Genomic DNA, 25734 nt, shown 5'->3' on the forward strand with positions numbered 1-25734 from the left:
TCAGACGTTGCACCACTCGGAGGACTCCATGACCACGCCGGCGCGCAGGCCCCTGAAAAAGCGGGGCAGCGGAAAGCTCAGCACCGAGCGTGAAAAGGCCGCGGCGGAGACCACGGAGAAGAAGAGCACAGCGACCGGGATTCATGCGCTGGACCCGGAAGAAGGGGAGCTCTTCGAGTGTGAGCCGCTCTCCATCTCCCCCAACCCCATGAACCGGCGCCTGGCGCTCGGGGACATGGACGAGATGGTCGCCAGCGTCGCGCGGCAGGGCGTCCACACGCCCGGTGCCGTGATGCACATGGAGCTCTTCCTGGCGATGTACCCGGAGTGGGCCGACCTCGTTTCGCACCCGGAGCGCAGGTACATCCTGGGTCCCGGGCACCGGCGGCACGCCGCAGCGCAGCAGGCGGGGAAGCCGATGCTGGTGATCCTGCGGAACAAGTGGGCCAAGTCCCGTTCCGTCGAGGAGAACCTGATCTCCGAGAACGAGGACCGGGTCGGACTCTCGCCCGTCGAACAGGCCCTCCAGCTCGATCTGCTGCGCCAGCGCGGGTTCACCACCGAGCAGATCGCCGAGCGGTCGAGCTACGGCAGCAAGGGCACCGTGTCCCGGTACCTGAACCTGCTGGATCTGCCCCCTGAGATCCAGACCGTGGTGCACGAAGGGCACCTGTCACACAAGGCCGCCTACGTCCTCTCGACCATCAAGGACGACGAGGACTCCAACAGCTCCCCGGCCGCGCATGAGCTGCAGCGCCGGGCCCTGGGATGGATGAGCGAAGAGGGCCTGAGCGCTGAGGCGGCGAAGAACCGGCTCAAGCAGCAGGCCGCGTTTCCCGCGGGAAACGCGACGCCCTCCATCGCCGTGCCCGACTCCGCCCTCGGCTCGACGAACGACAATTCCCACCAGCAGCACGACGCCGGAGCCCCCGAGCAGCAGGACGGACAGCCGCTCGGGAAACCGGACAAGACGCCTGCAAACGGGAAGGCTCCGATCCCCATGCAGGCCCAGGGCAGCCCCGCCCCCTTGAGCGAGCCCGAGGTGAGCGATGCTGCCGCCGCGGCAAAGGTTCGCGCGCTCGCCTGCCAGATCTTGCTGACCGAGGAGCGCTACGCCTCCGCCGAGGACATGTACACCCGCCTCGTCGACGCCGTGCTGAACCCCGAGGAGTGGAAGCCGGCGGCAGCGCTGGCCCACGCCTGGCTCCGTGAGCTCGGCAAGGGACCTGACTTCGGACGGCCCAGCAAGTACGTGGCAGAGGTAGCCGCCTCGAAGGACACCAAGCTCAAACGCCGCGTCGCCTACGCGATCGGCCTCGCCGCCGACGAGCTTCGCGCAGCTCAGCCTGACCGCACCTGGGACGACCGGGACCGTGCGCACCTTCAGCTGCTGATGACCAGCAAGGCTGCCTACCAGCCGACCGAGTGGGAGCAGCGCCAGCTCGGCCTCGTCTCCCCTGAGCACTGACCGCTCCCACCTCGCTCGTCTCCGGAGACACCATGACCAGCACATCCGTAGCCATCGCGACCCGCGTCCTCGACAGGACCAGGGTCATCGTCTTCGCGCTCAAGGCCGGCGGCACCGCCAAGACCAGCTCGTGCACCAGCCTCGCCGCGATCCTCGGCGCCCGCGGCTACCGCACCCTGGTGATCGACCTGGACCCGCAGTGCAACACCAGCCACGTTCTCGGATACAGCGCCTTCGGCGAGGGCCAGGTCGGCATCACCGACGTCATGAAAGCCGACGCCAGCCTCGGCGACGCCGTCGTACCGGCCCGCTACCAGGTCGACGACATCGACCCCGCGAACCCGGACGCCGCCTACGAGCCGATGCCAAACGTGTTCGTCATCCCGGGCAACATCGACGACGCGGACATCGACGAGGCCGAGCGGATCCTGAACGACTCCCGCTCCGCCGACGCCTACTGGCTCCGAGAGGGCCTGGCGGAGATGGACGGCCAGTGGGACGTCGTCCTCATCGACTGCCCCGCCACCTACGGCCGCTCCACCGTCACCGCCTTCATCGCCCTCGACAAGAACGTCGACGGCGAAGTCCTGCCCCCAGTCCTGTGCACCTTCAAGGAAGCCGGCGCACTCGTCCGACTGGAAAAGAAACTCAAGGAGATCCGCGAGCTGCGGAAGTACGCCATCAAGGGCATCGCCCCCGAGATGAAGCGGGTCCTCGCCTGCTGCGCACCCAACTCGTCGTTCGGACTGGCCGAACACCGCCAGACCCTCCAGGAGATCCAGGACGAATACGGCGACATCCTCCTGCCGCTCGTCCACTGGTCCGGCGAGATGCCCAAGATCTACCGCCAGGACTGCCCCGTACCCATCCTGGCCCCGAACAGCATGCCCACCCAGGAGTACAAGAAGGTCGCCACCGCCCTAGGCTTCCCAGACCGGAACTGACCGTTTCCCGCGGGAAACAACAGCGGGCCAGGCATGACAGTGGGGCGGTACAGGATCTCCTGTACCGCCCCACTGTCATGCCTGCCTACCGCGCCGCGAGGTACATCCGCCGTGCTTGCTCAGTGATCCGTCAGAGTCCAGGGGATCCCTCGGACGTCGGCGATGTGACGCAGCGCCTTGATGTACTCCTGCCGGTTATGGCCGCTCGGCTCAGTCTTTCCCTGCTCCCACATGCTGATGCTGAGGCGCGAGACCTTGAGGATCTTGCCAAAAGCGTCCTGGTTCAGCCCGGAAGCTTTGCGAATCCGAGCCCGGTCGGCAGGCGCTGGAAGATCCGAGTCCTGCACCCCACTCATCGCGGCGTTCAGCGCCTCGATCATGTCGTCCCCTCTCTCTTCTCCACCAGACATTAGCGCATCCCCTATACATCAGTCCATACACGCTCTATGCTTTTAACCATGCAGACAGTCGGCGTGAGGCTCTGCACGCACTAAGCAAAGAGTCTCAGCACACGTCATGCAGAACAACAACCGGGGGCTACATCCGCGCACTACATGACCAGGAGAGCGCAGTGACCGCAGAGGAAAACACCCAGCAGGGATCCGACGTGACGCGGGGGAAGGGTTCGTCCGCCCCGACGTGGGAGTACGGCGCGCCGGACCTGGGTCTGGGCCCGGCACCGCGCATCACGCCGTCCGTCGACTCCGACGACGTGGTGCGGGATGGGGTGGAGGGCTGATGGCCGCCCGGGTGCCGGCTCCGGTGCGCAAGCTCGTCGACCGCACCGCGCTGGTCGTGGCGCTGCTGACGGGGCTGGTGGCTCTGTGGGTGGTCGGCCAGCCGGTGGTGCCGGTGATCACGTTCTTGTCGGGGGCGGTTCTGGCGTACGGCTCCTTTCAGTACGGGATGGCCCAGGCCCTGGGCAAGAAGCGTTCCCGTCGGCGTCCCGTCCGGCGCTGACAGTCCATATCCGAGTAGAGGGAGATCGTCATGCTGGACCGCATCCGGGATCTGATCACCGAGGTGAAGGACAACAGCCAGATGAGCCGGGACATGGACCAGGCCATCGCGTCGGGGGACCGGGAGGCGATGTCGACGTTCCGGACGGGGACGTTCGCCGCGGCGCTGACCACCGAGGGCCGGGAGGCTCGGGGCCGGGAGGTTGAGGAGTACGCGCGGAAGGTCGTCGAGGCCGACGGTGACGGAGGCCGCTTCCACCGGACGTTCCCCCGCAGGGACCGCGGCTGACGGGTCGCTTCTGACGGTTGCCTGATCCGCTCGCACCGGCCCCCGCGCGCGGGGCCGGGTCGGGCGGTGAGGGGGAGCTGTCAGGCGCCGGTCTCCCGGGTCTGCTGCTGAGTTTCTGATCGGACTGTCCCGTACTGATCCCTTGGGGGGATTGCTATGTCCATCGAGCGTTCGACTCTCGCCTTCATCACGCTGGTCGCCTCCCTGGTGGGGGCCTGGGCGGCGTGGACGGCTGCGAAGGGCGGGCACGACCCGGTGACGGTCGGGTCGGTCGTGTACGGGGTGGTGGCCGGCGGTCTGGCGAAGCTCTTCGGCGGCGGGGCCATGGTGACCGTGGTCCGGTCGCTGCTTCTGCTCGTCGGCGGGGTGCTCGGCATGGTGGCTTCGCTGCTGCTGGGGCGTTCCGCCGGGATCTATCTGACTCCGACCACAGCCTGACTGCTCGCAGTCGCGACGTGCGGCCCGGCGACCCCGGCCCGCAGAAATGGAGCCCAGCATGGCGTTCGAGGCGAAGGATCAGGTGCTCATCGTGTCCTGCGGGGATGACCCTCGCGCGGCCGGGAGGGTCGGCCGGATCGTGGATGAGGTGCCTCCGGGTCCCCTCACGGGCGGCAGGTGGACGGTGGGCGGGATCTCCCCGCTGATCGCTCCCGTCCTGTGCCACGCGCACGAGCTGCGCAAGCTCTGAGACCACCGTCGGCGGCGCTCGCCATCTGGGGTGCGCGGCCGGCCTGCAAGTGATCCGACAACCAGCTGATTGAGGAGATGGGGATGGCTCTGTTCGGGCCGAGTGTGCGAGTGAGGACCTACCGGATGGGCTGGAGGAGGGGCGCGGTCGCGCCGTTCCTGGAGGCGGCAGCGCCGGTGATGGCGCAGCTGCTGGAGAAGCGGTTCCGGCAGCGGCTGGAGCCTCTGGAGGTGACGTTGACCGTGTCGGACGGGCTGGCGGAGCTGGCCTGCCGGGCGGAGCAGACGTTCGTGCCCGGGTTATCGGGTCGGGTGCGGTCGAAGGCTCTGGACTCGGCGCGGCGGAACGCGCGGGAGGCGTCGGGGCACGTGGTGCTCCGGCCCGGCCGCCAGGGGACGCTGCTGCTGCTGAACGCCGAGGCCGAGGACCTGTCGAGCGGTGACCTGCGGGACGTGGCGCGGGTGCTGTGTCACGAGGGCGTGCACTCCATGCAGATGGGACGGCCGGGGGTGCGGGCAGCGCGGATCGCGTACGACCGGCACGGCTACGACGTGGAGCTGCTCGGTTCGGGTGCCGTGCGGGCGTACGAGGCGCTGGTGGAGGACCACGAGCGGGAGGCGTACGGGCTGGAGGACGACCTGGCGGACGAGCTGTTGCGGCGGATGAAGTGATGACGGTTCTCGGAGCCCGAAGGGGGCCCTTGGTGTTGAAGAAGCTGATCGCGTTCCTGAACCCGCGCACGGCGGCCGGGGCCGCCGGAGCCGGGCGTCCCCGGGTCGTGTGCCTGTGCGGGTCTACGAGGTTCTGGGCGGAGCTCGCCGAGGCGAACCTGCGTGAGACGGCGGCCGGCCGGATCGTCCTGGCTCCGGGGGTCGACATGAAGACGCCGCACAAGCTGTGGGCTGACGGGCAGGATGCCGAGGAGCTCAAGGTGCGCCTGGACGAGCTGCACCGGGCGAAGCTGCGGATGGCGGACGAGGTCCTGGTGGTCAACCCGGGCGGGTACGTCGGCGACTCGACGCGGGCGGAGGTCTCTTACGCGCTGAGTCTGGGCCTGCCGGTCCGCTACACCGACTCCACCGAGGCGGCGGCCGGCCCGCCCGCGACCGAGTCGCCGGTGGCCGGGTCGCGGTCGACGGAGGCGCGGGCGCTGGCCTCGTACGAGCTGGCCGACTGGCAGTGCCCGCACTGCGACGAGACGGCCATCAAGGGCACCCACGCGTGGGACGACCGCGGCCCGCACCAGCTGCTGAGCGTCCACGTGCTGCGGTGCCCGGCCGGGCACTCCTGGTCCAACCACAACGACGGAGGCTGACGTGGAGCAGCTGCTGTGGTGGATGCCGTTGTGGATGGCGGACTACTGGGTGGAGCTCACGGGGAACTGGAAGCTGACCCGCGCGATCGACCAGGCGCTGGCGGCTCAGGACGCCGAGGCCCTGGCCGTCTTCAAGACCGGCACGCTGCGGGCGACCTTCACCGAGAAGGGCATGGTTGCGCGGACCGACGAGCTCGTCGCGTACGCGGAGCTGGTCGTGGCCGTCGACGGCTGCGCCTACCGCTACCACCGCTTGTTCTCTCACCTGGAGCTCAGCGCCTGAGCCTCTGGGACGGCTTCACCGCGTTCGAAGATCCCACTCGTAGACGGAAGGAACGTGTCATGACTGCTCTCCTCCTCAGCGACGCCCTGGTCGAGCAGACCAGGCGCCAGCTCCTTGAACGGGATGTCTGGTACGGGCTCAGTGGCCTGCTGGTCACCGGTGAGTCCGTCGCCCGCCACCTGACGGCCGCAGCCGGCCTGATGGAGCGCAAGGGCTGGGACCCCCAGCTCTACGCCCCGTTCTCCGGGCACCACCTCCGAGACGCGCTGACGAGCACCCGTGACGACGGCATGGGCGATGCCGACACCCAGTTCGTGGCCAGGGCCGTGCTGGAGGCGATTCTGCGGCTGGCCACCGGCGCCCCGTACGTTGACTACGAGGTCTGGAGCGAGCACCCCGTGCGCACTCTCGACGAGGTTCTTGCCGCCTGCCGGACCGCTTCGGCCCTCGCCCTGCAGCACGGCCCCGGCCCCGGCCAGGCCGACGGCAAGGCCCTGGACGCGGGGGAGAGGTGACGGCCGTGGCCGGGGGTCCGGAGTGGGACGATCCCGCGGTGTGGCGGGCGGTGGCCCGCGAGACGCTCCAGGCGTTCGACGCCATCTTCTCGCCGGGCCTCTACGGCTGGAGCCAGGAGGAAGGCGGGGCCGTCGCGGTCGAGCGCCTGGAGCGGGGCCGGGAGTTGTTGCAGCCCGTCTTCGACGGGTACGCCGACGGGGCCCGGACGGCCTGGGGCCGGGCCTGGCGGAGGCGGGCTGTGCGCCGCGGCCCGTACGCGGCCGCGTTCGACGAGGCCCTGGCGCACGCCAGGGCGCGGGCGGCGGGTGAGCCGGAGCGGGACTGGCCGATGCTGTGGATCCGCGACGGCCGGCTGCGGCTGCTCCAGCGGTACACCGGCGACCGCCGGGTGCTCGAAACGATCGGGGAGGAAGAAGCATGAGCGGCGACGAGCGGGTGGTGTTCGAGCCGGCCTGGGAGGACAACCCGACCTGGGGTGGCAGCGAGCTGTACGAGGACCTGGCCGTGGCGCAGCGGTTCGCGGTCAAGGCGTACGTCGACGAGCAGGACGAGGTGCTCGACGGACACGAGGACGGGCCCGGTGAGCTCGTGTGGGTGGAGGCGGGCGGGAGCTGGGACCTGACCGACGGCGGCATGCCGACGCCGGTGTCGATCGTCGCGCGGCCCGTGCGGGGTCGCCCGGCGTCGGCCGGTCCCGCTCCGGCGGAGCTGCTGGGGCTCGCCCACGAGTTCCGTGTCCCGATCCCGGACGCTGGCGTCGGCGAGTACGGGGAGGTCGTGGTCCGGCGGCAGCCGGATGGGGCCGGGGAGCGGTGGGCGGTGACGGACGGCGCCTTCTCGGGGCTGCGGGCCTGGGTCGACGGCGAGGGCTGGCGGCATGTGAGCGACATCGGCCGTGCTGCGGCCTACCGGCACAGCCTGGAGCAGGCGCTGGAGCGGGCGCACCAGGTCGCGGAGTTCGAGGCGGCCTGCTACCAGGCGGAGGTCGCCGCCATACGTCCGGACGACCGTCAGAAGGACAGCGGCGGCTGAGCCAGTCGACGTAGGTTTGTCGAGGCCCATTCCTGTCCCGGGGTGGGCCTCTTGGTCTTCGCTTTCGGCATTCGGCTGTTGAGGACGGGGCGCTCTGGGAAGCATCCGTTTCATGACTAGTTACGTGCCCTCGCCCGACGAGGTGTCCGCTGCACAGACCGAGAACGGTGGTTGGTCCAAGAAGCAGCTTGCCGAGTGGGGAGTGCCGTGGCCTCCCCCGTCCGGCTGGCGCAAGCACCTCGAAGCGAAGTGGAACGGCGAAGACGTCGCCCCGTTACCGCGCCAGGAACCCGACCAGGACACGCTGTTCTGACCATCGCCGGCACGGGTTCGCCGAGGCCCATCCCTTCAGGGGTGGGCCTCCTGCTGTGTGCTTCAGATATCGCTGGTGTAGGCGTCGACGCGTTCCATGTGGTTGGCGGTCCGCGGTTGTCCTTTGTCGTCCGTACAGGGCTGGCCTGAGGGAGCGGGGCAGCGGGGGCACGGGATGGTGCGGACCTGGTGACGTGAGGGGCGGAGCAAGCGGGCCGTCTGGCCGGCGACCTGTGGGACGGGGAAGGCGTCGTAGCGGGCCTGGTGGAAGGCGGCGACGCGTTCTTTGTGGTTGGCCTGGCGGGGGGTGCCCGATGTGTCGACGCACTGGAAGTCCGGGTCTGCCTCACAACGGGGGCAGAGGACGGTGCGGACGTCGTCCGAGGTGGGGTTACGGTTTTGGCCGCGCAGCTGCTCGGTGAGGGCCGCGGCTACGTTCTCGTGGCCTCGGGCGATGGGGCGGGCGCGGTTGAGATGGTTGCGCAGGGGTTCGGGGCCGGGGCGGGGGCTGGCGGTGCAGACGGGTTCGTGGCGGATGCGGACGGTGTCGGTGGGGTCGGTCCAGCCGAGCGGCAGGGCGATGCCGTTGCCGTTGACTCTCCAGCGGAGTTCCTCGGGTACGAGGTGAGTTGGTGCTTCGCGCACGTCGAGGACGACTTCCTGGCCGTCGTGGTCCGGGTAACCCTGGACAGAGTCTCCGCACCGCCAGCAGTGGCCCAGGCGGCCGAGGTCTGCGTATTTGCTGCTCACGGCGCGCCACCATAGTGGCCGGCCGGGGGGCGGCCCGAATGGTGGTGCGCGTGTGGGGGACCGGCCCCTTCTGCGAGCCGGGTGGGGTGCCGACGGGTCTGGATAGGGGGGTCGGCGTGTGGGCATGACGGTCCTGACCGTAGGGATGTTCATCTCGCGGGTGGGCTTCGTCGAGGGAGATGCGTGAACCTGTTCAAGTCGGTGTCTGCACAGCTGGCCGCTGCGAAGGATCGGAGGGCGCAGCGTGCAGAGGAGGCGGCGAGGAAGAGTGCTGCGAGGGAGAAGTTCGAGAGTCTTCACCGGTTACGTCTGTCGACGGCCGCAGCGGTGTCGTCTGTGGTGATCGTCTGCCATGAGGACACCTGGGCGTTCGTGGAGAGGCTGGTGTTTCCTACTCCGGGCACCGGCTTCCACATCCCGTTCCATGGATCGGTCGACTCGCAGCACTTCCCTGGGGAACGGTGCCGTGTCGACCGGGGCACCGGGATGGCCACGGTGACGCTGTCGGGACCCCACCTGGTGCGGTGTCTGACGATCTTCCGGGCTGTTCTGGCGGCAGGCGCCGACCACGTTCTTCAGGACGCCCAGCGGTACGCAATGTCGAAGCGCCTGTATGCCCGGTTCTCCAACCTGGTGGACTCCATCGATCCCGACACCTCAAGCGGTGCGGTTCCTCGACTGGTGATCGATGCAGGTCTGGACAGTGACGGCAAGGAAGCCGACCCCGTGGTGTAGGCGGCGAACTGACTGACGTTCGATCTGGAGGGCTGCCCCCCAAGGGTCAGCCCTCTCCCTTTTGAACTACGCCTGTGTCAGGGACGGGCGTTGGTAGTCCAGGCATGTGGGGTTGGCGTGGGCATTCTTGCTGGTTTCGCATATTCACATGCCATATCGCTGTCACACTGGTGATTCCGGTTATCTCCTGGCCAAAGGTGGTCAGCGACGACGGGAGCCAGATGACCGAAGATCCTCCCCCCGACCAACGTCGGCGCTTCAACTCCTCCGAGCGAGTCGCCCTTTTCCTAGCGGCCGACGGGCAGTGCACCGCGTGCGGACAGCCCCTTGAACCCGGCTGGCACGGCGATCACGTCCGGCCTTACTCCGTCGGCGGCGCCACTGACGTCACCAACGGCCAAGCGCTTTGCCCCACCTGCAATCTGAGCAAGGGAGACCGCTTCGTGGAACTGCGTGTGTGGCAAGAGGAGGCGCTGCGTCGCTTCCTCAAGAACGGCGACGACTTCCTTGCGGTGGCGACGCCCGGCGCGGGTAAGACGACGTTCGCCCTGGTGGCCGCCGAGAAGCTGATGGATCGGCATGAGATCGAGAAGGTCATCGTGGTAGTCCCCACGTCGCACCTTCGAAAGCAGTGGGCGGAGGCTGCCAACCGGCTGAACATCAAGCTGGACCGCTCGTTCTCCAACGGACAGACCGTCCTCGCCAGTGACTTCGACGGCGTCGCGGTCACCTACGCGACGATTGCGGCGCAGCCGCTGCTGTGGCGACAGATGGTGAGCCGCAAGCGGACTCTGGTCGTCTTCGACGAGATCCATCACGCGGGAGAGGACGCCAACCTCTCGTGGGGTGCGGCTCTGAAGCAGGCGTTCGACGGGGCGGCCCGACGGATCCTGCTGTCCGGGACGCCGTTCCGGTCGGATGGCCGGCCCATCCCCTTCGTCACCTACGACGAGGGGAAGTGCGTGCCGAGCTACAACTACGACTACGGCACCGCTTTGCGGGACCGGACCGTGGTCCGTCCGATCGCGTTTCCGGCGCTCGACGGGAACGTGCGTTGGCGGGATGCTGGCGCGATCATCTCCACCGACCTTGCCGACACCGACGAGAAGACCCTCACAAACGCTCTGCGGTCCGCACTGGACCACGAGGGCAAGTGGATCGGATCGGTGCTGCGGCGCGCCGACGAGGAGCTGAGTCTGCTCCGGCAGGAGGTGCCGGACGCCGGCGGTCTGGTCGTGGCGGCCGACCAGTACAAGGCAAGGCAGTACGCGGCTCTCCTGGATTCGATCACGGGTGAGAAGACGACGGTCGCGATCTCGGACGATCCTGATGCGTCCGACCACATCACGCGCTTCGACAAGGGCACCTCGAAGTGGATCGTCGCGGTTCAGATGGTGTCGGAGGGCGTCGACATCAAGCGCCTCGCGGTAGGCGTCTACGCCTCGCGGACGAAGACCGAGATGTTCTTCCGGCAGGTCGTCGGCCGCTTCGTGCGTATGCGGTCGCCCGAGGACGAGACGACGGCCACCCTGTTCATCCCGTCGATCCAGCCGCTCCTGAAGTACGCCCAGGACATCGAGCGGACCGTCGAGGCGGTCCTGGCCGAGCAGGCGAAGGCCGCCCGAGAGCTGCGGGGCGAAGGTTCCCAGACGACGCTGCAGCTGGATCTCGTGCAGCCGATCGACTCGAGCGAGGCCCTTCATCACTCGACGGTCTACGGCGGGCAGTCCTACAGCGAGGATGAGCTCATCCGCGCCAAGAATGTCGCGGAGGCCGTGGGGGCCCCGCCGACGATGACGCCTGCGCAGATGGCCTCGGCGATCCGGATGGTCACCGGTGGGAAGCTCCTGACCACGGCGACGGCCACGATCCCCGCCCAGCCTTCCGCCGAGCCGGAGCAGGACCTCACGTCGCAGAAGACGGACGTCCGCCGTGTAATCAGGCGGCTCGTCGCGCAGCTCAACCGGATCACGGAAACCCCGCACGCGCTCATCCATCACCAGCTCAACCAGCAACTGGGGGGGACGATCGCGACGGCCACCCTGGAGTCGCTGAACAAGCGCGTAGATGTTCTCGAACGCCAGCTTCGGAACGCGCGCGGACGGTAACGACTGTGGTGGGACGCCGCCGGCGTACCTGCGTCCCACCGCTCGTGGAGGTCAGCCTCGTCAGGGGCTGACCTCCTTCGTTGTGCCGGGCTCCTCGGTGAGGGCGGCCGTGACGAAGATGCGTGCCAGGTCGTGGATCTCGGCGGTGGTCATCTTCTTCGTCCAGCGAGTGCCGTGGCTTGGGCAGCACAGGTGGAAGGTGTGGGTGCCGTGGTGGAAGTCGTTGTCGTAGACGCGGGGGCGGGAGCGGCAGCGGCCGTGCCGTTCGGTTTCCCGGAGGTGCGCGGCGGCGATCTCGGTGCGATACCTGCGGGGGAGGGTCTGCTGCTGGCGGCAGCTGGTGCATTCCAGGAGGTGGAGGACGGTTCCTTCTCCTTCGAGGAAGCGGGCTCCCTTGCCTTCGAAGGTGTTGCAGCTCGCGCAGACCGGGCCGCGTACCAGGCCGTGGTCGTGGCAGTGGTCCCAGGTGAACGCGCGGGTGGACTTGCACAGGCGGCACAGGTAGCCGTCGGCTCGGGTGGTGCGCCGTACATTGCTGTACTGGACACCGCGCAGGCCGCCGGCGTAAGGCTGGTAGGTCGTGCCCGAGCACGCGGGGCAAAGGGTGACGTAGCCAGTCGTTGTAGGGGTTCGCCACTCACCCGGTGGGCCTTCGGCTCGGCAGGTGGAGCAGATGCGGGCCCGCTGGTTGAGGTCGGCGAGCACCCGTTCCCAGCCGTCCAAGAGGTTGATGTAGGCACGCGGGAGCTGCCAGTCAGTACCGGACCAGGACAGGAGCTCCTTGGGCAGGCTGCCGGCGATGGTCTGCATGAATGGGGTGGAGGGGCGGGCCTGGATGAACTCGGCCATGGTCAGGCCGCCGGGGAGTCCGTTGTCTCCTAACCGCTTCCAGGAGTCTCCGTCTGCTGAATTCCGGTCCTCGGATCGGTACCTCTTCATGAAGGCGGCGTCGTACATCCAGGAGACCAGGGTGCGGCGCCAGTCAGGTGTCTCCCAGTGGCGAAGACCAGGCTCGTCGGAGTATGCGGGGAGGTCTACGACGGCCAGTTCGTCCGGCTGGAGTTCGGTGAACGCGCGGGCGGCCCGTTGAACGTCCCGGTCGTCATAGCGCCAGCGGGCTTTGTCCTTGTAGCCACGCAAGGCGACGTCGCCGATAACGATGTGGCCGTTGAAACGGAACCGTTTGGTTCGCAAGAGGACATCGGGGAGGACTGGGATTCTGCAGTCCTGGGTGAGGTCGGCGAGGGTAGTGCGTGCGAGTTCGGGGCTGATGAGCATGCGGGGATGGTGGCAGCGGGGTATGACAGCCGCACTCAAGCGTCCGGACAAATGGTCGACTTATCGCTCTGGTGTTGGAGGTGTGGTTGGCCCGTCTCACCCCTGCCACGCCACGGCCCCGTAACCAGCTTTGGTTACGGGGCCGTGGCGTGGCAGGACGGGAAGAGGTAGCTATCGCTCGGCCAGCGTCGGCTTGGTGGGGGCGGGTGCATTGAGAGCTTGGTGGTGGCGGGTGGCCACGGTGCTGGGCCCGAGGGCCAGGCCGCGGGGGGTGAAGTGGGGGGCCGGGAGGTGGCGTTCGAGGGCGGGGAGGTAGTTCCAGCGCAGGCCGGGGTGGGCGGAGTGCGCGTAGTGGTGGAGGTCGCCGTAGGGGAGCCAGGTGGCCGCGGCGATGGCGGCGAGGGTGCGGCTTTGGCGGTAGAGGCGCAGGCAGCGGCCAGCTTCGATGTGGGCCTGGGTGCCGGTGCGGTGCTCGGGGTCGAACCAGGTGTGTTCAACGATCAGGCTCCACCAGGCGAGCAGCGGGTAGAGCAGCAGGCGCGGCACGAGCCAGCCGGCGATGACGCCGGTCCATCCTGCAGCAAGGTAGGCGGCGGCCGGGACAGCGAGGAGCGTGGCTTGTCGGCCACGGTGGCCGCGCAGGTCGTGGGCGAGTGCGGCGAGGGTGGCAGCGGCTCCGGCGGGGGTGATGGGTCGAATCAGGGCGAGGGCGAAGCGGGTGGGGGTGACGCCGGGGCGTAGGCCGGCCTGGTGGAGGTCGGTGAGGTTGGGGTCGCTGGTGAGGGTGGCTGCGGGGTGGTGGTCGCGTACGTGCCGTTGGTGGCGCAGCTCGACGGGGACCAGGCCGAGCGGGTGGTGAGCGAAGGTCTCGGCGAGGAGATGGTTGGCGCGGCGGGTGTGGGCGAGGACGCCGTGGATGGCGTGGTGGCTGATCTCTTGCAGGTGGCGGAGCTGGATGGCGACGCCGATGGCGGTCGCGGTGGCGAGGGCGGGACCGTGGGCGGTCAGGAGCCACCATCCGACGATTTGGATCCACTGTCCGGTGAGCAGCAGGGCGGGGGTGAGGTTGTTGGCGCGGGTGCGCTGGAGGGCGAGGAGTTCGGTGGCGGGGGCAGTGTGCGGGGCGCGGTAGGCGAAGTGCGTGCGGTCGGCCTGGCGCAGGAGTATCCCGGCTGTGATCAGGGATAAGGCGGCGAGCATAGACGGATCCCGTGGGACGGGGGTGGGGACCGTTCCCCACCCGACTCCCACGCACAGTACATCTAGTGCACTAGTTGCACGGGGTGTGGTGATATCCGGTGCTGTGACGCGGGGGAGGGGTTGCCGGGGTGGGCTGGGATACTGGGCTCTGACGCCGAACGATGAGGACGACTGGCATGCCTGAGGACGAGCTCGCACAGGGTGAGATCGCGGCCCTGACCCGCCGCTACGAGAACAACCTGCAGATCCTCCGTGGGGACATCGCGGGCCTCGACAACCGCCTGATGTCGGTGGAGCACTCGGTCACGGGCGTCCGCAACGACGTGCACGAGCTGCGCGAGGCGTTCGCGGGCGAGGTGCAGGCCCTCAACGACAAGATGGACCGCCACCAGGCGCAGATCGTCGAGCTCCTCACGCAGCTGGTCGGCAAGACCCCCCAGTGACGAGCGGTCGGCGCCCGCGGCGGTGAGGCGCCGGAAGTACGGCAACAAAGAAGGGACCGCGCCCGGTGGGCTGCGGTCCCTTCTTCACGTTGCGGAGCAGTGGTCAGAGTCCGGCGATGGTGGCGGTGACCCGGTCGGTGTCCCAGGTGCCGGCGTCGAGCTGGGGGCGGGCAACTGACTCATAGGTCTGCAGGACGCGGGGGGCGGAGTCGGCTCCGTGGCCCCACACGGATTCGAAACGGCCGGACCAGCGGCCGACGCCCTTGAAGTAGACCGAGCTGCGGCCGCGGTTGTAGTCGGCGTCGCCCTGCTCTTCCTCCACCAGGGCCGCGGCGCCCGCGAAGATGACGACATCCACGGCCTGGTCGGCGCGCAGGCGGTCGCGAACGGCGAGGCCGCAGGTGACGCCGAGGTCGCGGTGCTGGCCGATGAGCTCCAGCAGGGAGCGGGCGAATTCTTCCTTGGCCAAGTCGGCGGCCCAGACGATGAAGAGGCGGTTGATGTGGCCGCCGGCCTCGGTGAAGCGGCGGTTGGCGGCGATGTATTCGCGGCGGCCGGTGAGCAGGGTCGGGTTGGTGGTCAGGTCGGCGGCCAGGATCCGCTGGGGCTGGGCCTGCGCCTCGGTGACGGTGTTGACCAGCAGGACGGACAGGCGGGGCACTTCGGAGGCGTAGACGCGCAGGTGGCCGTCGGCGATCTCGCCGTAGTCGGAGATGAGCTCGGCTTCGAGTTGTGCACGGACCCGGTCGTAGTACGCGGCGTCATCCATGGCTTTGAGGTTATTGGCCCGGCGCAGCGGGATGAAGTTCTTGCGCACCCACAGGTGGCCTGCGGCCAGGACAATGATGAGGACGGCTTGGATGGCGAGCAGGGCCTTGAGGTTGACGCGGTCGACGGCCCAGCCGACGACGGGGACGATCAGGCCGATGATTCCTATGGCCGTGCCGAGGGCTGGTGACCCTAATGCGGCGGTGGTGCGGCTGAGCGGATCACGGCGTACAGCCTCGGACATGGTCGGCTCCTCCCCCAGTCCGCCGTCCCGGTCGGGCGACGGGTCGTGATTCCTCGGTCCCGGTTCGCGGCGTGTCTGGTCACGCGGGCGGCGCGGTGAGAGTGATGTCGTAGTCGATGTCCCAGCGGTCGGCGGGGACGAGTAGGTCCGCGGTCTCCACCGGGCGGTCGTCGCTGTCGTAGTAGGTGCGCTCGATCAGGGTGGCCAGGGTGCCGGCGGGTACGCCGAGCTTCTGGGCCTGGTCGCGGTCGACCTGGACCGGGCGGGGCCGTTCCGTGGTGCGCGTGATGGTGATCTCCAGGTGGGCCATGCGGTCGAGGACGCTGCGGCCGGCGAAGGGTCCGCCGTCGGGCAGGACCACGACGGTGCCGCCGGTGATGGCCATCGGCTCCCAGCTGATCGCGGTCATCACGGGCTGGCGGTGGGCGTCGAGGAACTCGTACTCGGTGCGCACGCACGGGTCGCCCGCGGTGATGGCCAGGCGGGCCGCAATGTCCGCGGACGCGGGGGCCTTGGCGGTGCTGTGGGCGTCCCAGGTCGAGATACCGGCCGGGGCCAGAGGAACCGGCGGGGTGCCGGGAGCGGGGCAGCGCTGCATGTGCAGGCGCGGGCGGGGGGCGCGCACGTAGGTGCCGGCGCCGGGGCGGCCCTCCAGAAGGCCCTCGGAGATGAGCGTCTCCTGTGCCTTGCGGATGACGTTCTCGCCCTCGCCGAACTCGGCGCCGAGCTGGGTGCGGGAGGGGAGGCGGTGGCCGGGAGGCCAGGTGCCGTCGATGATCCGCTCGCGGAAGGCGTCGGCGACGCGCTGGTAGCCGGCCGGGGTGCTGTCGGCCATGGTTCTCCTCGCCCGGGAAGTGCTGACTGCCGGTCAGTGCCGGTGTGCCGCAAGCGGAGTGGCGGCAGGCGCCCGACTTTGGCAATCTAGTGCACCAGCTAACAGCTCGTGCACTAGAAGCACCGAGGGTGAAACCCGGTGGGTCGATGGGGGACACCGTGGCCAGCGCACAGCACAGCACCAACGTCCACATAGCCCTGGACCAGCTCGCCGAACTCACCGGCGCCCAGCCGCACATCACTACAGACGCCTCCGGCCTGACCATCTCTGCCGACGTTGACGACCGGCTCACCGCCAACTGGCAGTGCTTAGTCGACGTGCTCGAGCTCGGCTCCTCGTACGGCATGACCACCACAGCCACCAGCAGCCGCGTCTGGCTGCGCTTCGCCCCGGGAGACCAGCCCAGCCCATGAACTCTCTCACCGACATCCCCTTCGCCAAGGGCCACGGCACCGGCAACGACTTCCTGGTCCTGGACGACCCGCACGGCCGACTCGCGCTCGATGCGGACGGCGTCGCGCGGCTGTGCAGCCGGCGCGAGGGCATCGGCGCCGACGGGCTGCTGCGCCTGGTCCGCACCACCGCGCACCCCGAAGCCTTCACGATGGCCGACCAGGCCGAGTGGTTCATGGACTACCGCAACGCCGACGGCTCCGAGGGCGCTATGTGCGGCAACGGCGCCCGCCTGGTGGGCCGGTACCTCGTCTCCGCCGGGCACCACCCTCCCGGCCACCTCGCTCTCGCCACCCGCGCCGGCCTGCGCGACCTGACCGTCCCCGCGGATCCGCACGCAGATGTCGCCGTCGGCATGGGCCGCCCGACGCTGCCCGGCCCGGCCCATATCACCGTGACGGTCGGGGAGCGGCGATGGCGGGCCCTGCACGTCGACGTCGGCAACCCCCACGCCGTGGTCGTCGTCAAGGGCCTCGCCCACGCGGGAGAGCTCCGGGAGGCTCCCGTGGTGACCCCGGCGAACGCGTTTCCGCACGGCACGACGGTGGAGTTCGTCCGCAACCTCGGCTCCGGCCACCTGGTGCTGCGCGTCCACGAACGCGGTGTCGGTGAAACCCCCTCGTGCGGTACCGGCGCCTGCGCGGCCGTCGCCGCTGTCCGCCACCGCGGCCCCGAGCCCACCGGGCCGTCCCGCTACGCCGTCGACTTCCCCGGCGGCCGTCTGCGCATCGACGTCGACGCCGACGGCACCATGACCCTGATCGGCCCCGCCCAGATCACCGCCCATGGAACCCTCGGGCTCCGGGACGAGCGCGACTCCCGCATAGCCCGTGCTACGGCAGCACATGCACAGACGAACTGAATCCTCGGTTGATTCACCCAGATCCCTCAGCTGTAAGGCGAAAGTCGGCTCGTACGCCTAGCTTGTGATCGTGGAAGCTGACGAGCCGACTTGGCCGCCTCCCGGTTCGAACCGGCGTCGGCACAAGATGGCGAAGTGGTTCTACAGGTGGTGGAAGCGGCCCCTCTTCATCTGGTTCAGGCAGCGCGGCGTCTGGGGCTTTTTGCTTGTGACAGTCCTATACCTGGCAGCAAGCTGGTCCCTTCATTCCTTCGAATGTGCGGCTCAGTTCATGATCGGGTATTTGAACCCCTTCGATCCCCCTCAGCCCCTGCGGCCCGGTCAGAAAGCGTGGGCGATCACGATCCGTTTCGTCGGCTGGATCCTGATCCCCGCAGTGGTGGGTTCCGCGGCTGGTCTTGTGGTCGCGGAACAGATGCGGCGAGCCTTCAACAAAGATCCACGCAGACTGCGGAAGGGGTTGGTCTGGCGCATCTTCCACGAGGAGCTGGGGAGGGCGCACCGTGAGTGACATCTTCGAGTTCTGGGGGCTCCGGGATGAGGCCCTGATCTGCAACTTGTTCCACGAGATCCATGGACGCAATGAGGACCGCACTCGGAGTCACTTCCGGAGGATCTTCTACGACCTCCACTGGGAGACGAACCCTGTCTACATCGCCGCCGACCGCGAGGAACAGTGCAGGGGCGACACGCTCAGCTTCATCAGCGAGACGATCTTCGGTCACGCGCGCGGGGCATGCCCATTTTGCCGCGCCTGAATGTCGCACTAACGCGCGCAGCAGTAGCCTGAGGCCGTGGGCCACCTACTGAAGCACCTCCCAGTACGACTCTCGGCCGAGGAAGAAGAAAAGGCCAAGGGGCTGCTTAGTCATGAGGTGACTCGGCGACTGTTCGCCAACGCACTGCCTGGAGCTTCCGACGAAGAAATCGTCGAGGCTGTCAGGAGGTACGTGCGAGACGCCACCACAAGGCTTCAGTCTTCTACTGCTGGGGCATCTCGAGAGCGCGCCGATGGCTCGAAGGACTCAACCAAGACCGATTAGCCGGCCGCCACCCTCTTTTCACCAAGGTCGCCAGTCGGCCAGTGAACCAGGCAGTCCGGTAGGGAGCGCGCCGCGTGGGAATCCGGACGTCCCGATCATGACGGAGAGCCGTCACCGATGCCCCGAAAACCGGGTGTCGGTGACGGCTCTCCGTCATGATCAGCGGGTCGGGAGTCGGCTAGTCCGGGTAGCCGACGGCGATCCGGCGACCACGGTCGTCCCGCCGGTCTGTGAGCTGGTAGCTGTATCCGTCCGGGGTGCGGTGGACTTCGTGGAAGTCCCCGCAGTACTGGTCGGCGGTGATCGTGCGGCCGTGTTCCGGTCCGTTCTTCAACAGGATCTTCATGGCGCGCACCGTAGAGAGGCCGGTGTGCTTGTGTCGCGTGCTCGGCTTCGCGGGAACGGCTACATCGCAGGTCAGGGGCTGTGTAGCCGTTTCTCGGTGGCATCGCGCAGGTCCGCTGGGGGAACGGCTACATCGCGCTGACCTCGGGTGTAGCCGTTCCGAAAGGGGTGTAGCCGTTCCATCGGGGGCTGGCGGGGCCCTGAGCTGGGCTGTAGCCGTTGCACCCGATGTAGCCGTTGGCCAGGAGGGTCCCCGGTAGCGAGCACGTGCAGCGTGAAGCGCCCTGTAGCCGTTCTCGGTGGCCGCGTTCCGGGAACGGCTACAGCGCTCTGACCTGGGATGTAACCGTTCTCGGGGACGCTGTAGCCGTTGTTCCGCCGTTCGCGGACGGGCTGGTGCGCCGCGCACCGGAGGAGTCCAGCTGTTCCCCTGCCGATGCCGCTGGATGTTGAGAGAACGGTTACATCGCAGGTCAGAGCGTCGTAGCCGTTCTCTGGGCGGGGGCCGTCGGAGGGCGGGGAGTGCGCTGACCTGGTCTGTAGCCGTTGTCTCGCCGCGGCGGAAGCCGGGGTTGTAGCCGTTCGGCGGGAAGAGAACGGCTACAACGGCTACAGAGCCTTCGGAACGGTTACATCGCAGGTCAGAGCGTTGTAACTGTTCTGGAGCCAGCGCCGGAGGGTGTGCGTTTCAGGTGCGATTCAAGGGTGAAACAGGGCCTGACCTGCGGTGTAACCGTTCACTTTCCTCGCTGACCTACCGCAAGCCTCTGACCTGCGGTGTAGCCGTTGTAGCCGTTGTAGCCGTTGTTTTGCGACTCGCGTATAGAGAATTCACTGGGTGCTGAGACTCGACGCGGGGAGAGGGCCCTGGGGGCAGTCGTCGGCAGGTACCCAGCGGCAGCTGGGTTCGCGTCCGGCGCAGTGGGGGCACAGCTCCGTGGTGGAGGTGAGCGGGAGCCCGTACACCCAGCGCAGGCACGAGCGGGTTTGGAGGGCGCCACGGTCTTCGGGCTGATGGTGGAGCTCGGGCAGCAGGGCCCAGCGGCGGTCGGCCGGTTTCTCGTCCGGGGTCTTTGCGGGGAGTTCGGTCAGCGGGGGGTGGAGCTCGAGCCAGGTCCACAGCGGTTGGGCTTCGCGGCCGTCGGCAATGCCGGGAACACCGAACTCCTCGGCGATGTCGGTAAGCCATTGCCGGGGCTCGATGTTGGCCGCACCGGCGCGGTGGATCTCCCACTCGTCCATCAGCGCGGCGAGGCGGACGGCTTCCGGGTAGACGACGGCCGGGGCGGCCCGGCGGCGGTGCCGGCTGAAGCTGAGCTCGTCTTCGCGGGTGCGCCAGGTCTCGTACGCGACCTGGCGGTTGACCCACCACCACAGGGTGATCTGGTGGGCGTCGGCGACCAGTGCGTCACCAGCCGGGCCGACGCGGTGGTTCAGAGCCCGGTGGTCGGCCAGCGCCCGGCCGAGTTCGGGGAGCGGGGTGGTGTCGATGAGGTAGCCGCCGTCGTCGCCGCACTCCCAGCGGCGCCCGCAGACACAGGGCCGCCACCGGTGCCCGGCCCCGACCAGCCAGGCTCCTTCCTCAAGGCACAGAGGGCAGGCAGGCAGCGGGGGTTCGCCGGGGGTCTGCGGCCAGGGCTTGGCGCGGACTGCCGCGCCGGAGGCCGTGTGCAGTCGCTCGGCGGCCAGGCCCGGGAGCGCGCGGTGCAGCTGGTCCGCCTGGCGGCCGGTCAGGGCGACCAGGCGGGCCAGGGACTCCGCGGTGAGGGCGACTTCGTGGGTGGCGGGTTGGACCTGGGCGGCGCTGGCGGGGAGGCGGCCCTTGTGGAGAGCACCCAGCAGGCGCGGGAGTTCGACGGCGTTCGCCGACGCGGTGCGGGCGAGGTACGAGGCAGTCGTCTCGCCGTGGATCACCGGGACCCTGATGGGGAGGTCGGCTGCGGTGAGCGCCTTGTTCTTGCGGGTGGGGGCCGACGGGGCGGTGCGAGGTGTCATGGGACGGGACGTTTCCATACCGGCCCTGTGGACGGGGGGTTGTGCAGGCCAGAGCGCAACGACGCGGGAAGGGGGTCGGTCCGGCGTCGGGCAACGGCAGCTGTTCCGGGGCGAGTTCGTGGAAAGAATCTTCGGAAACCCCTTGTGTGCGGAAACCGCACACCCCTATTCTCTAAGTGTGCGGAAAACGCACAGCAGAGTCGAGAGGGGAACACGACCATGGGCATCGACATCACCAAGACCACCGGCAGCTCGGCCGCCATCACCTGGAACCCGACGGCGGACGACGCCCGCGGCTACCTGGCCCAGGCCATCGAGTCCGGCCGCCTGGAGAACGCGTTGAGCGCGCTGGGCACCCCGGCCGTCGAGGACCTGCCCGCCGCGCAGCTGCGCCAGATCGCCCAGTCCACCTCCGCCATCCAGCGGGACCTGGAGCGCCGCACCCGGGCCATGGTCGTCCAGCTCAAGGACCGCGACGGTCTCTCCTGGGCCGAGATCGCCACGATCCTCTACGACGACCCGAGCAAGCGCTCCTCCGCCCGCGCCGCCTACGAGGCGGGCCTGCGCCAGACCGGCCACCAGCCCGGCGGCCCCGTCCAGGCCGACACCATCCACGGCGGAATCGTCTTCGACAACGGCGTCATCATCACCGGCGGCGACACCGACTGACCCCCCGCACCGTCCGATGCGGGGGCGGCCGTCCACTGCCAGGCGCACGGCCGCCCCGTCCCTCACCCGATCGCAGACCAGGGAGACCACCATGTTCGCAGCAACCTTCGTGCTCCTCCTCCTCGGCCACTGGCTCGCCGACTACCCCTTCCAGACCGACCACCAGGCCAAGCACAAGGCCGCCTGCGGCCGCACCGGCTGGACCGCGAACCTCACCCACGCCGCCACCCACGTCCTGCTGTGCGGCGCCGCGCTCGGCCTCGGCGCCCTGGTCCTGGACGAAGTGACGCTCTCCGCCTGGCCGGCCGCCGCGGCCCTGCTCTGGATCGGGGCGACCCACGGGTTCATCGACAGGCGCTGGCCCGTGGCTCGCTGGATGCGCCTCGCCCGCCAGGAGGGATGGGCCCAGCACGGGGGCGCCGCCCACGTCGACCAGACCGCGCACGCCCTGGCCCTCGGGATCGCCGCGCTCTTCCTCGCCGCCACCGTCTGACCCCGCGCCCCAACGCAACCGCCCGCCGCTTCCTCAAGGAGGACCACCATGGAGCACTCGAAGGACATCGCCCGGATCACCGCCATCGAGAGCCCGGCCGCCCGTGCCGACGCCTCCGCGCTCGCCGACCTCGCCCCGGCCGCCGCGGCCGCGCTGCGCCTTCTCAGCGACGCCATCAAGCGCGGCGCCGACTACGAGAGCATCGTCGAGGCCCTCAAGGCCGCCCAGCTCCCCGAGGCGTTCGCCAGCGTCCTCGACGCCGCCAGCGAGGCCGTCATGGCCGAGCTCGACCAGCCCGACGTCGACCCGTACGACTTCGACATCCGCCTGGAGGGCGACAACCTCTCCGGCGCCGCCAGCGACATCCGTAACGCCTTCCGCTGGCTGTAGAAACCCCCTCAGCGCCCGAACAGGAAGGACAGCACCCGATGGCTCCCCGGCTCACTCCCAAGCGGCTCAAGGCCCTCCAGAACGCCGTCGCCCATCCCAAGGGCAACATCGGCCCGCTGATCGAAACCACCGACGCGGGGGAGAAGATCTGGCTCCGCCCCACCGACGAGATCGCGCTGGAGGAGCTCGGCTACGCCGACAGCATCGACGACTGCGGCCACGTCCAGGGCAGCCCGGACCCCGAGCACATCCACCGCGGGCACCCGCACTTCTTCTCCATCACCGAAGCCGGCCGCCAGGCCGTACGCGACGCCTCCCAGTAGATGCCGTGCACAGCACGCCACTCAGGCCCTGCCCGACGGCAGGGCCTGAGTGGCGTTCCGCGCTCTACTTGGCAGGCTCCCAATCCTCGGGCCCGCTGCCCCTCCACTCCACAAAGCCGGGGTCGGTCAGGTCGACGTCCTCCGCGTCCTCCAGGCCGGCCGCGGCGAGGAAGACGCGGATGTCGGCCGGGCGGTGGGCGACCCCAATGGCGACGCCGTCGTACCGCACCCGGCGCCAGCCGTTCTCGTCGGGCGGGTAGACGACCAGCTTGGCGGACATGATCCCAGCCTCGGACGGCCCGGGTCCGGCAGCATCCGCCCGCACCCGAACGGGTGGTGGCCGCCACCGCACCAGGGCTCCGGGCCATCAGCGGATTCCGGGTCAGTACCTGTTCCTGAGCCCCGGCCCGGCATCTTCCGTCACCATGAGGCGGCACCGTGACGCCTCATGTCGGGTTCACCAGCGGGCATCGACACCGTCCTCCAGGTCGGCCATGTTCGGGGGCTCCTGGAAGTAGTCGTCCGGGCTGTGGCACGTGCAGATGCCACCCTCGTAGGCAAGACGCTCGCAGTAGCCAGCGTGGTGAAGGGTTCGGGCCGGTTCCGGCTCGCTGGGGGCCGACCGTGGCTCAGGCACCGGCGCCCGGGTCCCCGCGAGCTCGGCTCGGATATCAGCGAACGTGCGGCCCTCCCAGTCCTTGCACGTCTCGCAGCCACGTCCGCCGGGAAGGGTTCCCGGGCAGTCGTACATGTGCATCTCAGGGTCGATGTCCATCTCAGCTCCCCAGGCCGCCGACGGTGACGGCCTGGCCGACCAGAACGCCACCGTCGCCGACCATGTACGTCACGCAGGCGCCGGGCACCTCCCGGCTGGGCACCGGGCCCACCACAGACAGCGGCTGCAATACCCCCTGCGCCGCCAGAAACTCAGCAAGACCCACACCAGCGCTCGCTGGTCCAGTTACCGCCACCGTCACCTCACCGGAGCCCACAGAGCCGTACAGCGGCTGCTGTCCAGCCTCCCGGCGGACCCTGGAGCTCACTCCGGGACGGCCCGCGTCGGTGCTGCTCGCCATGCGGGTCAGGCACAGCCAGAGCCGGTCCGCAGTGCCCGGCGGCCACGGCGTTCGCAGTTCGCCGGTAGCCGGGTTGAGTTCGCCGCGCCACTGCGCGTACCGGGAGACCACGTCGTCCGACCAGCGCCGCGCCCGGCTCCACCCTGTCGACAGGCCCGGCGCCAGGTTGCCCAAGTCCACCGGGTATCCCAGCTCGCCCAGACGCTCCCGGACCGTGCGCAGCGGCCCCCACACGACCCGCCTCCGCCCAGCGAACGCCCGGGTCAGCTTTGCCGCGCCGACCTCCGGCGCCACAGCCTCCTCAGGGGCGCCCTGGGTGCGAGGGCCGGCCAGCCGGATCAGCACGTCCATGATCCGTCGGCCCCGTTCGTCCACCGCATGAACGCGGGCGGCCAGCGGCGGTCGCTTACGACCCGAGGCTGTCGGCTCGGCTTCCAAGAGGTCCACCCAAACGATCGCCAGCGCCCCGGCCTCGAGCAGGCTCCGGGCCCAGGCCGCGTTCTCGGCCCTCCGCTCGCGCAGCTCGATCTGGCAGTCGACCACCGTGGCGATCCGCCAGCACATCGGACACAGGTGCCTTCCCTCGCGCTCCTGAAGCGGCAGCTGGCAGTTCGCCCCGCAGTCCGTGCACACCCGCACCGTCGCCGTACGGCGCGCGTCGGCGGACGCCAGCTGCCCTCCGCTCGCCCGGGTCGGCTTCGACTCCGCGACGGCGTACAACGCGATCTCTGTCTCCCGCTCGCGGAAGTCCCGGCCCGCCACATAGCCGCGGACTGGGCCGCCCGGCTCCCGGGGAAGGTCCGCCCTAGCCATCTGCGTCTTCGACGCCCAGTCCCACGGCACCTGGTTCCACCGGGTGTACCGGGCCGGCTCCAGACCCCGGTCCTGCTCCTGCGTCAGCTGCTGCTCCGTCACGATGCGTCGCCTCCACACGGGTTGGACGGCGCCTCGACGGCGCCGTCTACACCGAGGAAGGTAGACCCATCCCGCAAGTCACGCAACCACAGACAGGGCTCTGACCAGCTGCTTTCTAGTTTGCAACCCTAGATTGAATGGCTTCGGCGGACCAGATTCCTTTCCGGAGTCCGGCTCGGTAGACGTCACCCACCGTCGTCACCTGGGCTGCCAGCCTCTCGTATTCCTCCAGCGCGATCTCCAGGTCTCCGGGCTCGCGCCGACGGCGCCCCGGAACGATGCCAGGGTGCAGGTCGCGCCAATCCCGCAGCGCGACGATCGACTTGTAGGAGGTGTGCCAGCAGGCCGCGTACACCTTCCGCGCCAGCGGCTGAGGCAACCGCAGCGGCACCTGCTTGGGGAGGCCCTTGTCTCGCGATCCGGGCCAGCGCCCCGGGTCCATCGCCTCGTCGGGCACTGCGGGCCAGCGCCTGTCCCACCAGCCGCGCTCCCTCAGCTCCAGTTCAATACCGTGTATGGCGAGCACGTCGATGGTGTCGAGCAGCTCGCCGGCCTTCCGCAGACGCTCCTGCTCACGGCGCCACGCCGCCCGCACACCCGCGGCATCCTGGCGACTCAGGCCCTGCACGCTCCAGCGCTCGTCTCCCGCGAGCTCTCGGCGATACGCCTTCTGTTCCTTCAACACCCGGTCCAGGCTCGCCCTGAGCTCGAAGCTCACCTTCGCGTTCCCCTGGTGCTTCCCCAGCTTCTCCATGCCGCCCATCATGCCCTTCCTAGTTTGCAAACCTTGTCACCCGTCAGAGCGAATCGACGCGGGGGAGGGGCTCGCCGCCCTCGCTGCCCGCCCGTCGGCGCGAAGCGTCGACGCTCCCTTCGGAGCAACACCCCCCGGACCCCCGGAATATGACGACGCATCAGACGCGGGAGGGAGGTGCGGAGCACCGCACTGCGGTGCGTGGCGCAGAGCGCCACGATACCCGCGGAGCGGGTATCGTGGCAGATC

Annotated in this window: 36 protein-coding genes and 1 pseudogene; 25 read left to right on the forward strand and 12 right to left on the reverse strand. The window is 69.1% G+C overall.

Going from position 1 to position 25734, the window contains the following annotated elements:
* Positions 1 to 28: 28 nt before the first annotated feature.
* Both E6R62_RS31200 and E6R62_RS31205 read left to right on the forward strand, forming a co-directional pair.
* On the forward strand, positions 29 to 1468 hold the full coding sequence (locus E6R62_RS31200; RefSeq protein ID WP_168714236.1) for a ParB/RepB/Spo0J family partition protein: 1440 nt from the start codon (positions 29 to 31) through the stop codon (positions 1466 to 1468).
* A gap of 32 nt (positions 1469 to 1500) precedes the next feature.
* The gene (locus tag E6R62_RS31205; RefSeq protein WP_136216835.1) at positions 1501 to 2412 is read left to right on the forward strand and encodes a ParA family protein; all 912 of its coding nucleotides are present in this window, start codon (positions 1501 to 1503) and stop codon (positions 2410 to 2412) included.
* Positions 2413 to 2531: 119 nt separating this feature from the next.
* On the opposite strand, the gene E6R62_RS31210 is transcribed toward E6R62_RS31205, so the two are convergent.
* Positions 2532 to 2792 (reverse strand): DNA-binding transcriptional regulator, encoded by a 261-nt coding sequence (locus E6R62_RS31210; protein ID WP_168714237.1) that lies wholly within the window; start codon positions 2790 to 2792, stop codon positions 2532 to 2534.
* Between the two features lie 191 nt (positions 2793 to 2983).
* Between E6R62_RS31210 and E6R62_RS39910 the strand changes: the two genes are divergently transcribed.
* The 12 genes and pseudogenes from E6R62_RS39910 (at position 2984) to E6R62_RS31265 (ending at position 7807) form a co-directional block, all read left to right on the forward strand.
* Complete coding sequence (locus tag E6R62_RS39910; RefSeq protein WP_168714238.1) at positions 2984 to 3151, forward strand: hypothetical protein; 168 nt, start codon at positions 2984 to 2986, stop codon at positions 3149 to 3151.
* A complete protein-coding gene (locus E6R62_RS31215) occupies positions 3151 to 3372 on the forward strand; it encodes a hypothetical protein (RefSeq protein ID WP_136216837.1) in 222 nt (73 codons plus the stop codon). The genes E6R62_RS39910 and E6R62_RS31215 overlap by 1 nt, the downstream gene beginning before the upstream one ends.
* 30 nt (positions 3373 to 3402) lie before the next feature.
* Positions 3403 to 3660, forward strand: coding sequence for a hypothetical protein (locus E6R62_RS31220; RefSeq protein WP_136216838.1), 258 nt, complete (start codon positions 3403 to 3405; stop codon positions 3658 to 3660).
* Positions 3661 to 3816: 156 nt separating this feature from the next.
* Positions 3817 to 4098, forward strand: coding sequence for a hypothetical protein (locus tag E6R62_RS31225; RefSeq protein WP_136216839.1), 282 nt, complete (start codon positions 3817 to 3819; stop codon positions 4096 to 4098).
* A gap of 58 nt (positions 4099 to 4156) precedes the next feature.
* Positions 4157 to 4348, forward strand: coding sequence for a hypothetical protein (locus E6R62_RS31230; protein ID WP_136216840.1), 192 nt, complete (start codon positions 4157 to 4159; stop codon positions 4346 to 4348).
* A gap of 83 nt (positions 4349 to 4431) precedes the next feature.
* Positions 4432 to 5019 carry a hypothetical protein gene (locus tag E6R62_RS31235; RefSeq protein WP_206308901.1) on the forward strand — a complete coding sequence of 196 codons (588 nt, stop codon included), beginning with the start codon at positions 4432 to 4434 and terminating at the stop codon, positions 5017 to 5019.
* A 47-nt stretch (positions 5020 to 5066) separates the two neighbouring features.
* Positions 5067 to 5420 (forward strand): annotated as a pseudogene (locus E6R62_RS31240) (hypothetical protein); the annotation flags it as partial.
* 244 nt (positions 5421 to 5664) lie between these two features.
* Complete coding sequence (locus E6R62_RS31245) at positions 5665 to 5946, forward strand: hypothetical protein (RefSeq protein WP_136216842.1); 282 nt, start codon at positions 5665 to 5667, stop codon at positions 5944 to 5946.
* A gap of 59 nt (positions 5947 to 6005) precedes the next feature.
* Positions 6006 to 6461 carry a hypothetical protein gene (locus E6R62_RS31250; protein WP_136216843.1) on the forward strand — a complete coding sequence of 152 codons (456 nt, stop codon included), beginning with the start codon at positions 6006 to 6008 and terminating at the stop codon, positions 6459 to 6461.
* A gap of 5 nt (positions 6462 to 6466) precedes the next feature.
* Positions 6467 to 6883 (forward strand): hypothetical protein, encoded by a 417-nt coding sequence (locus E6R62_RS31255; protein ID WP_136216844.1) that lies wholly within the window; start codon positions 6467 to 6469, stop codon positions 6881 to 6883.
* Entirely contained in the window at positions 6880 to 7494 is a 615-nt protein-coding gene (locus E6R62_RS31260; protein WP_136216845.1) for a hypothetical protein, read from the forward strand. The genes E6R62_RS31255 and E6R62_RS31260 overlap by 4 nt, the downstream gene beginning before the upstream one ends.
* A 112-nt stretch (positions 7495 to 7606) precedes the next feature.
* Complete coding sequence (locus E6R62_RS31265) at positions 7607 to 7807, forward strand: hypothetical protein (protein WP_136216846.1); 201 nt, start codon at positions 7607 to 7609, stop codon at positions 7805 to 7807.
* Between the two features lie 62 nt (positions 7808 to 7869).
* Here the strand turns inward: E6R62_RS31265 and E6R62_RS31270 are convergent, their stop codons facing one another.
* The gene (locus E6R62_RS31270) at positions 7870 to 8556 is read right to left on the reverse strand and encodes a DUF6083 domain-containing protein (RefSeq protein ID WP_136216847.1); all 687 of its coding nucleotides are present in this window, start codon (positions 8554 to 8556) and stop codon (positions 7870 to 7872) included.
* Positions 8557 to 8739: 183 nt separating this feature from the next.
* Between E6R62_RS31270 and E6R62_RS31275 the strand changes: the two genes are divergently transcribed.
* Positions 8740 to 9291, forward strand: coding sequence for a hypothetical protein (locus tag E6R62_RS31275; RefSeq protein ID WP_136216848.1), 552 nt, complete (start codon positions 8740 to 8742; stop codon positions 9289 to 9291).
* Between the two features lie 197 nt (positions 9292 to 9488).
* Entirely contained in the window at positions 9489 to 11399 is a 1911-nt protein-coding gene (locus E6R62_RS31280) for a DEAD/DEAH box helicase family protein (RefSeq protein WP_206308902.1), read from the forward strand.
* Positions 11400 to 11459: 60 nt separating this feature from the next.
* Here the strand turns inward: E6R62_RS31280 and E6R62_RS31285 are convergent, their stop codons facing one another.
* A complete protein-coding gene (locus E6R62_RS31285) occupies positions 11460 to 12677 on the reverse strand; it encodes an endonuclease domain-containing protein (protein ID WP_136216850.1) in 1218 nt (405 codons plus the stop codon).
* Between the two features lie 171 nt (positions 12678 to 12848).
* Complete coding sequence (locus E6R62_RS31290; RefSeq protein WP_136216851.1) at positions 12849 to 13877, reverse strand: fatty acid desaturase; 1029 nt, start codon at positions 13875 to 13877, stop codon at positions 12849 to 12851.
* A 176-nt stretch (positions 13878 to 14053) separates the two neighbouring features.
* Between E6R62_RS31290 and E6R62_RS31295 the strand changes: the two genes are divergently transcribed.
* Entirely contained in the window at positions 14054 to 14320 is a 267-nt protein-coding gene (locus E6R62_RS31295) for a hypothetical protein (protein WP_136216852.1), read from the forward strand.
* A 103-nt stretch (positions 14321 to 14423) separates the two neighbouring features.
* On the opposite strand, the gene E6R62_RS31300 is transcribed toward E6R62_RS31295, so the two are convergent.
* Together E6R62_RS31300 and E6R62_RS31305 are read right to left on the reverse strand one after the other, a co-directional pair.
* Positions 14424 to 15332: a hypothetical protein gene (locus E6R62_RS31300; RefSeq protein ID WP_136216853.1), complete on the reverse strand. Its 909-nt coding sequence runs from the start codon at positions 15330 to 15332 to the stop codon at positions 14424 to 14426.
* A 79-nt stretch (positions 15333 to 15411) separates the two neighbouring features.
* Positions 15412 to 16167: a GntR family transcriptional regulator gene (locus E6R62_RS31305; protein ID WP_136216854.1), complete on the reverse strand. Its 756-nt coding sequence runs from the start codon at positions 16165 to 16167 to the stop codon at positions 15412 to 15414.
* 158 nt (positions 16168 to 16325) lie between these two features.
* Here E6R62_RS31305 and E6R62_RS31310 point away from each other — a divergent pair, with 158 nt between their 5' ends.
* From E6R62_RS31310 to E6R62_RS31325, 4 genes are all read left to right on the forward strand, one after another.
* Positions 16326 to 16580: a hypothetical protein gene (locus tag E6R62_RS31310; protein WP_136216855.1), complete on the forward strand. Its 255-nt coding sequence runs from the start codon at positions 16326 to 16328 to the stop codon at positions 16578 to 16580.
* Entirely contained in the window at positions 16577 to 17482 is a 906-nt protein-coding gene (gene dapF / locus E6R62_RS31315) for a diaminopimelate epimerase (protein WP_136216856.1), read from the forward strand. Before E6R62_RS31310 ends, dapF begins: the two co-directional genes overlap by 4 nt.
* Before the next feature lie 70 nt (positions 17483 to 17552).
* On the forward strand, positions 17553 to 17993 hold the full coding sequence (locus E6R62_RS31320) for a DUF6313 family protein (RefSeq protein WP_136216857.1): 441 nt from the start codon (positions 17553 to 17555) through the stop codon (positions 17991 to 17993).
* Positions 17986 to 18240, forward strand: a complete 255-nt coding sequence (locus E6R62_RS31325; protein WP_136216858.1) for a hypothetical protein — start codon at positions 17986 to 17988, stop codon at positions 18238 to 18240. The genes E6R62_RS31320 and E6R62_RS31325 overlap by 8 nt, the downstream gene beginning before the upstream one ends.
* Before the next feature lie 463 nt (positions 18241 to 18703).
* On the opposite strand, the gene E6R62_RS39915 is transcribed toward E6R62_RS31325, so the two are convergent.
* On the reverse strand, positions 18704 to 18871 hold the full coding sequence (locus tag E6R62_RS39915) for a hypothetical protein (protein WP_168714240.1): 168 nt from the start codon (positions 18869 to 18871) through the stop codon (positions 18704 to 18706).
* Between the two features lie 830 nt (positions 18872 to 19701).
* On the reverse strand, positions 19702 to 20865 hold the full coding sequence (locus tag E6R62_RS31330; RefSeq protein ID WP_168714241.1) for a TniQ family protein: 1164 nt from the start codon (positions 20863 to 20865) through the stop codon (positions 19702 to 19704).
* A 219-nt stretch (positions 20866 to 21084) separates the two neighbouring features.
* Here E6R62_RS31330 and E6R62_RS31335 point away from each other — a divergent pair, with 219 nt between their 5' ends.
* The 4 genes from E6R62_RS31335 to E6R62_RS31350 all read left to right on the forward strand — a co-directional run bounded on the left by E6R62_RS31335 (position 21085) and on the right by E6R62_RS31350 (position 22740).
* Positions 21085 to 21534, forward strand: a complete 450-nt coding sequence (locus tag E6R62_RS31335) for a hypothetical protein (protein WP_136216860.1) — start codon at positions 21085 to 21087, stop codon at positions 21532 to 21534.
* Between the two features lie 91 nt (positions 21535 to 21625).
* Positions 21626 to 22027, forward strand: coding sequence for a DUF3307 domain-containing protein (locus E6R62_RS31340; protein WP_136216861.1), 402 nt, complete (start codon positions 21626 to 21628; stop codon positions 22025 to 22027).
* A 48-nt stretch (positions 22028 to 22075) separates the two neighbouring features.
* Positions 22076 to 22417, forward strand: a complete 342-nt coding sequence (locus E6R62_RS31345) for a hypothetical protein (RefSeq protein ID WP_136216862.1) — start codon at positions 22076 to 22078, stop codon at positions 22415 to 22417.
* A 38-nt stretch (positions 22418 to 22455) separates the two neighbouring features.
* Complete coding sequence (locus E6R62_RS31350; protein WP_136216863.1) at positions 22456 to 22740, forward strand: hypothetical protein; 285 nt, start codon at positions 22456 to 22458, stop codon at positions 22738 to 22740.
* A gap of 64 nt (positions 22741 to 22804) precedes the next feature.
* On the opposite strand, the gene E6R62_RS31355 is transcribed toward E6R62_RS31350, so the two are convergent.
* From E6R62_RS31355 to E6R62_RS31370, 4 genes are all read right to left on the reverse strand, one after another.
* A complete protein-coding gene (locus E6R62_RS31355) occupies positions 22805 to 23020 on the reverse strand; it encodes a hypothetical protein (RefSeq protein WP_136216864.1) in 216 nt (71 codons plus the stop codon).
* Between the two features lie 177 nt (positions 23021 to 23197).
* Complete coding sequence (locus tag E6R62_RS31360) at positions 23198 to 23515, reverse strand: hypothetical protein (RefSeq protein WP_136216865.1); 318 nt, start codon at positions 23513 to 23515, stop codon at positions 23198 to 23200.
* A gap of 1 nt (position 23516) precedes the next feature.
* Positions 23517 to 24731: a hypothetical protein gene (locus E6R62_RS31365; protein ID WP_136216866.1), complete on the reverse strand. Its 1215-nt coding sequence runs from the start codon at positions 24729 to 24731 to the stop codon at positions 23517 to 23519.
* Between the two features lie 115 nt (positions 24732 to 24846).
* Positions 24847 to 25485 carry a hypothetical protein gene (locus tag E6R62_RS31370; protein ID WP_136216867.1) on the reverse strand — a complete coding sequence of 213 codons (639 nt, stop codon included), beginning with the start codon at positions 25483 to 25485 and terminating at the stop codon, positions 24847 to 24849.
* Positions 25486 to 25734: the final 249 nt, after the last annotated feature.

Source organism: Streptomyces sp. A1136, from assembly GCF_004795055.1.
In the GTDB taxonomy this organism is placed as follows: domain Bacteria; phylum Actinomycetota; class Actinomycetes; order Streptomycetales; family Streptomycetaceae; genus Streptomyces.

What these genes read in the sequence shown, in the direction of transcription:
- E6R62_RS31200 (WP_168714236.1), top strand. Translation starts at nt 29, where the DNA reads ATGACCACGCCGGCGCGCAGGCCCCTGAAAAAGCGGGGCAGCGGAAAG.
- E6R62_RS31205 (WP_136216835.1), top strand. Translation starts at nt 1,501, where the DNA reads ATGACCAGCACATCCGTAGCCATCGCGACCCGCGTCCTCGACAGGACC.
- E6R62_RS31210 (WP_168714237.1), bottom strand. Translation starts at nt 2,792, where the DNA reads ATGATCGAGGCGCTGAACGCCGCGATGAGTGGGGTGCAGGACTCGGAT.
- E6R62_RS31215 (WP_136216837.1), top strand. Translation starts at nt 3,151, where the DNA reads ATGGCCGCCCGGGTGCCGGCTCCGGTGCGCAAGCTCGTCGACCGCACC.
- E6R62_RS31220 (WP_136216838.1), top strand. Translation starts at nt 3,403, where the DNA reads ATGCTGGACCGCATCCGGGATCTGATCACCGAGGTGAAGGACAACAGC.
- E6R62_RS31225 (WP_136216839.1), top strand. Translation starts at nt 3,817, where the DNA reads ATGTCCATCGAGCGTTCGACTCTCGCCTTCATCACGCTGGTCGCCTCC.
- E6R62_RS31230 (WP_136216840.1), top strand. Translation starts at nt 4,157, where the DNA reads ATGGCGTTCGAGGCGAAGGATCAGGTGCTCATCGTGTCCTGCGGGGAT.
- E6R62_RS31235 (WP_206308901.1), top strand. Translation starts at nt 4,432, where the DNA reads ATGGCTCTGTTCGGGCCGAGTGTGCGAGTGAGGACCTACCGGATGGGC.
- E6R62_RS31250 (WP_136216843.1), top strand. Translation starts at nt 6,006, where the DNA reads ATGACTGCTCTCCTCCTCAGCGACGCCCTGGTCGAGCAGACCAGGCGC.
- E6R62_RS31260 (WP_136216845.1), top strand. Translation starts at nt 6,880, where the DNA reads ATGAGCGGCGACGAGCGGGTGGTGTTCGAGCCGGCCTGGGAGGACAAC.
- E6R62_RS31265 (WP_136216846.1), top strand. Translation starts at nt 7,607, where the DNA reads ATGACTAGTTACGTGCCCTCGCCCGACGAGGTGTCCGCTGCACAGACC.
- E6R62_RS31285 (WP_136216850.1), bottom strand. Translation starts at nt 12,677, where the DNA reads ATGCTCATCAGCCCCGAACTCGCACGCACTACCCTCGCCGACCTCACC.
- E6R62_RS31290 (WP_136216851.1), bottom strand. Translation starts at nt 13,877, where the DNA reads ATGCTCGCCGCCTTATCCCTGATCACAGCCGGGATACTCCTGCGCCAG.
- E6R62_RS31295 (WP_136216852.1), top strand. Translation starts at nt 14,054, where the DNA reads ATGCCTGAGGACGAGCTCGCACAGGGTGAGATCGCGGCCCTGACCCGC.
- E6R62_RS31300 (WP_136216853.1), bottom strand. Translation starts at nt 15,332, where the DNA reads ATGTCCGAGGCTGTACGCCGTGATCCGCTCAGCCGCACCACCGCCGCA.
- E6R62_RS31305 (WP_136216854.1), bottom strand. Translation starts at nt 16,167, where the DNA reads ATGGCCGACAGCACCCCGGCCGGCTACCAGCGCGTCGCCGACGCCTTC.
- dapF (WP_136216856.1), top strand. Translation starts at nt 16,577, where the DNA reads ATGAACTCTCTCACCGACATCCCCTTCGCCAAGGGCCACGGCACCGGC.
- E6R62_RS39915 (WP_168714240.1), bottom strand. Translation starts at nt 18,871, where the DNA reads ATGAAGATCCTGTTGAAGAACGGACCGGAACACGGCCGCACGATCACC.
- E6R62_RS31330 (WP_168714241.1), bottom strand. Translation starts at nt 20,865, where the DNA reads ATGACACCTCGCACCGCCCCGTCGGCCCCCACCCGCAAGAACAAGGCG.
- E6R62_RS31335 (WP_136216860.1), top strand. Translation starts at nt 21,085, where the DNA reads ATGGGCATCGACATCACCAAGACCACCGGCAGCTCGGCCGCCATCACC.
- E6R62_RS31340 (WP_136216861.1), top strand. Translation starts at nt 21,626, where the DNA reads ATGTTCGCAGCAACCTTCGTGCTCCTCCTCCTCGGCCACTGGCTCGCC.
- E6R62_RS31345 (WP_136216862.1), top strand. Translation starts at nt 22,076, where the DNA reads ATGGAGCACTCGAAGGACATCGCCCGGATCACCGCCATCGAGAGCCCG.
- E6R62_RS31350 (WP_136216863.1), top strand. Translation starts at nt 22,456, where the DNA reads ATGGCTCCCCGGCTCACTCCCAAGCGGCTCAAGGCCCTCCAGAACGCC.
- E6R62_RS31355 (WP_136216864.1), bottom strand. Translation starts at nt 23,020, where the DNA reads ATGTCCGCCAAGCTGGTCGTCTACCCGCCCGACGAGAACGGCTGGCGC.
- E6R62_RS31360 (WP_136216865.1), bottom strand. Translation starts at nt 23,515, where the DNA reads ATGGACATCGACCCTGAGATGCACATGTACGACTGCCCGGGAACCCTT.
- E6R62_RS31370 (WP_136216867.1), bottom strand. Translation starts at nt 25,485, where the DNA reads ATGGAGAAGCTGGGGAAGCACCAGGGGAACGCGAAGGTGAGCTTCGAG.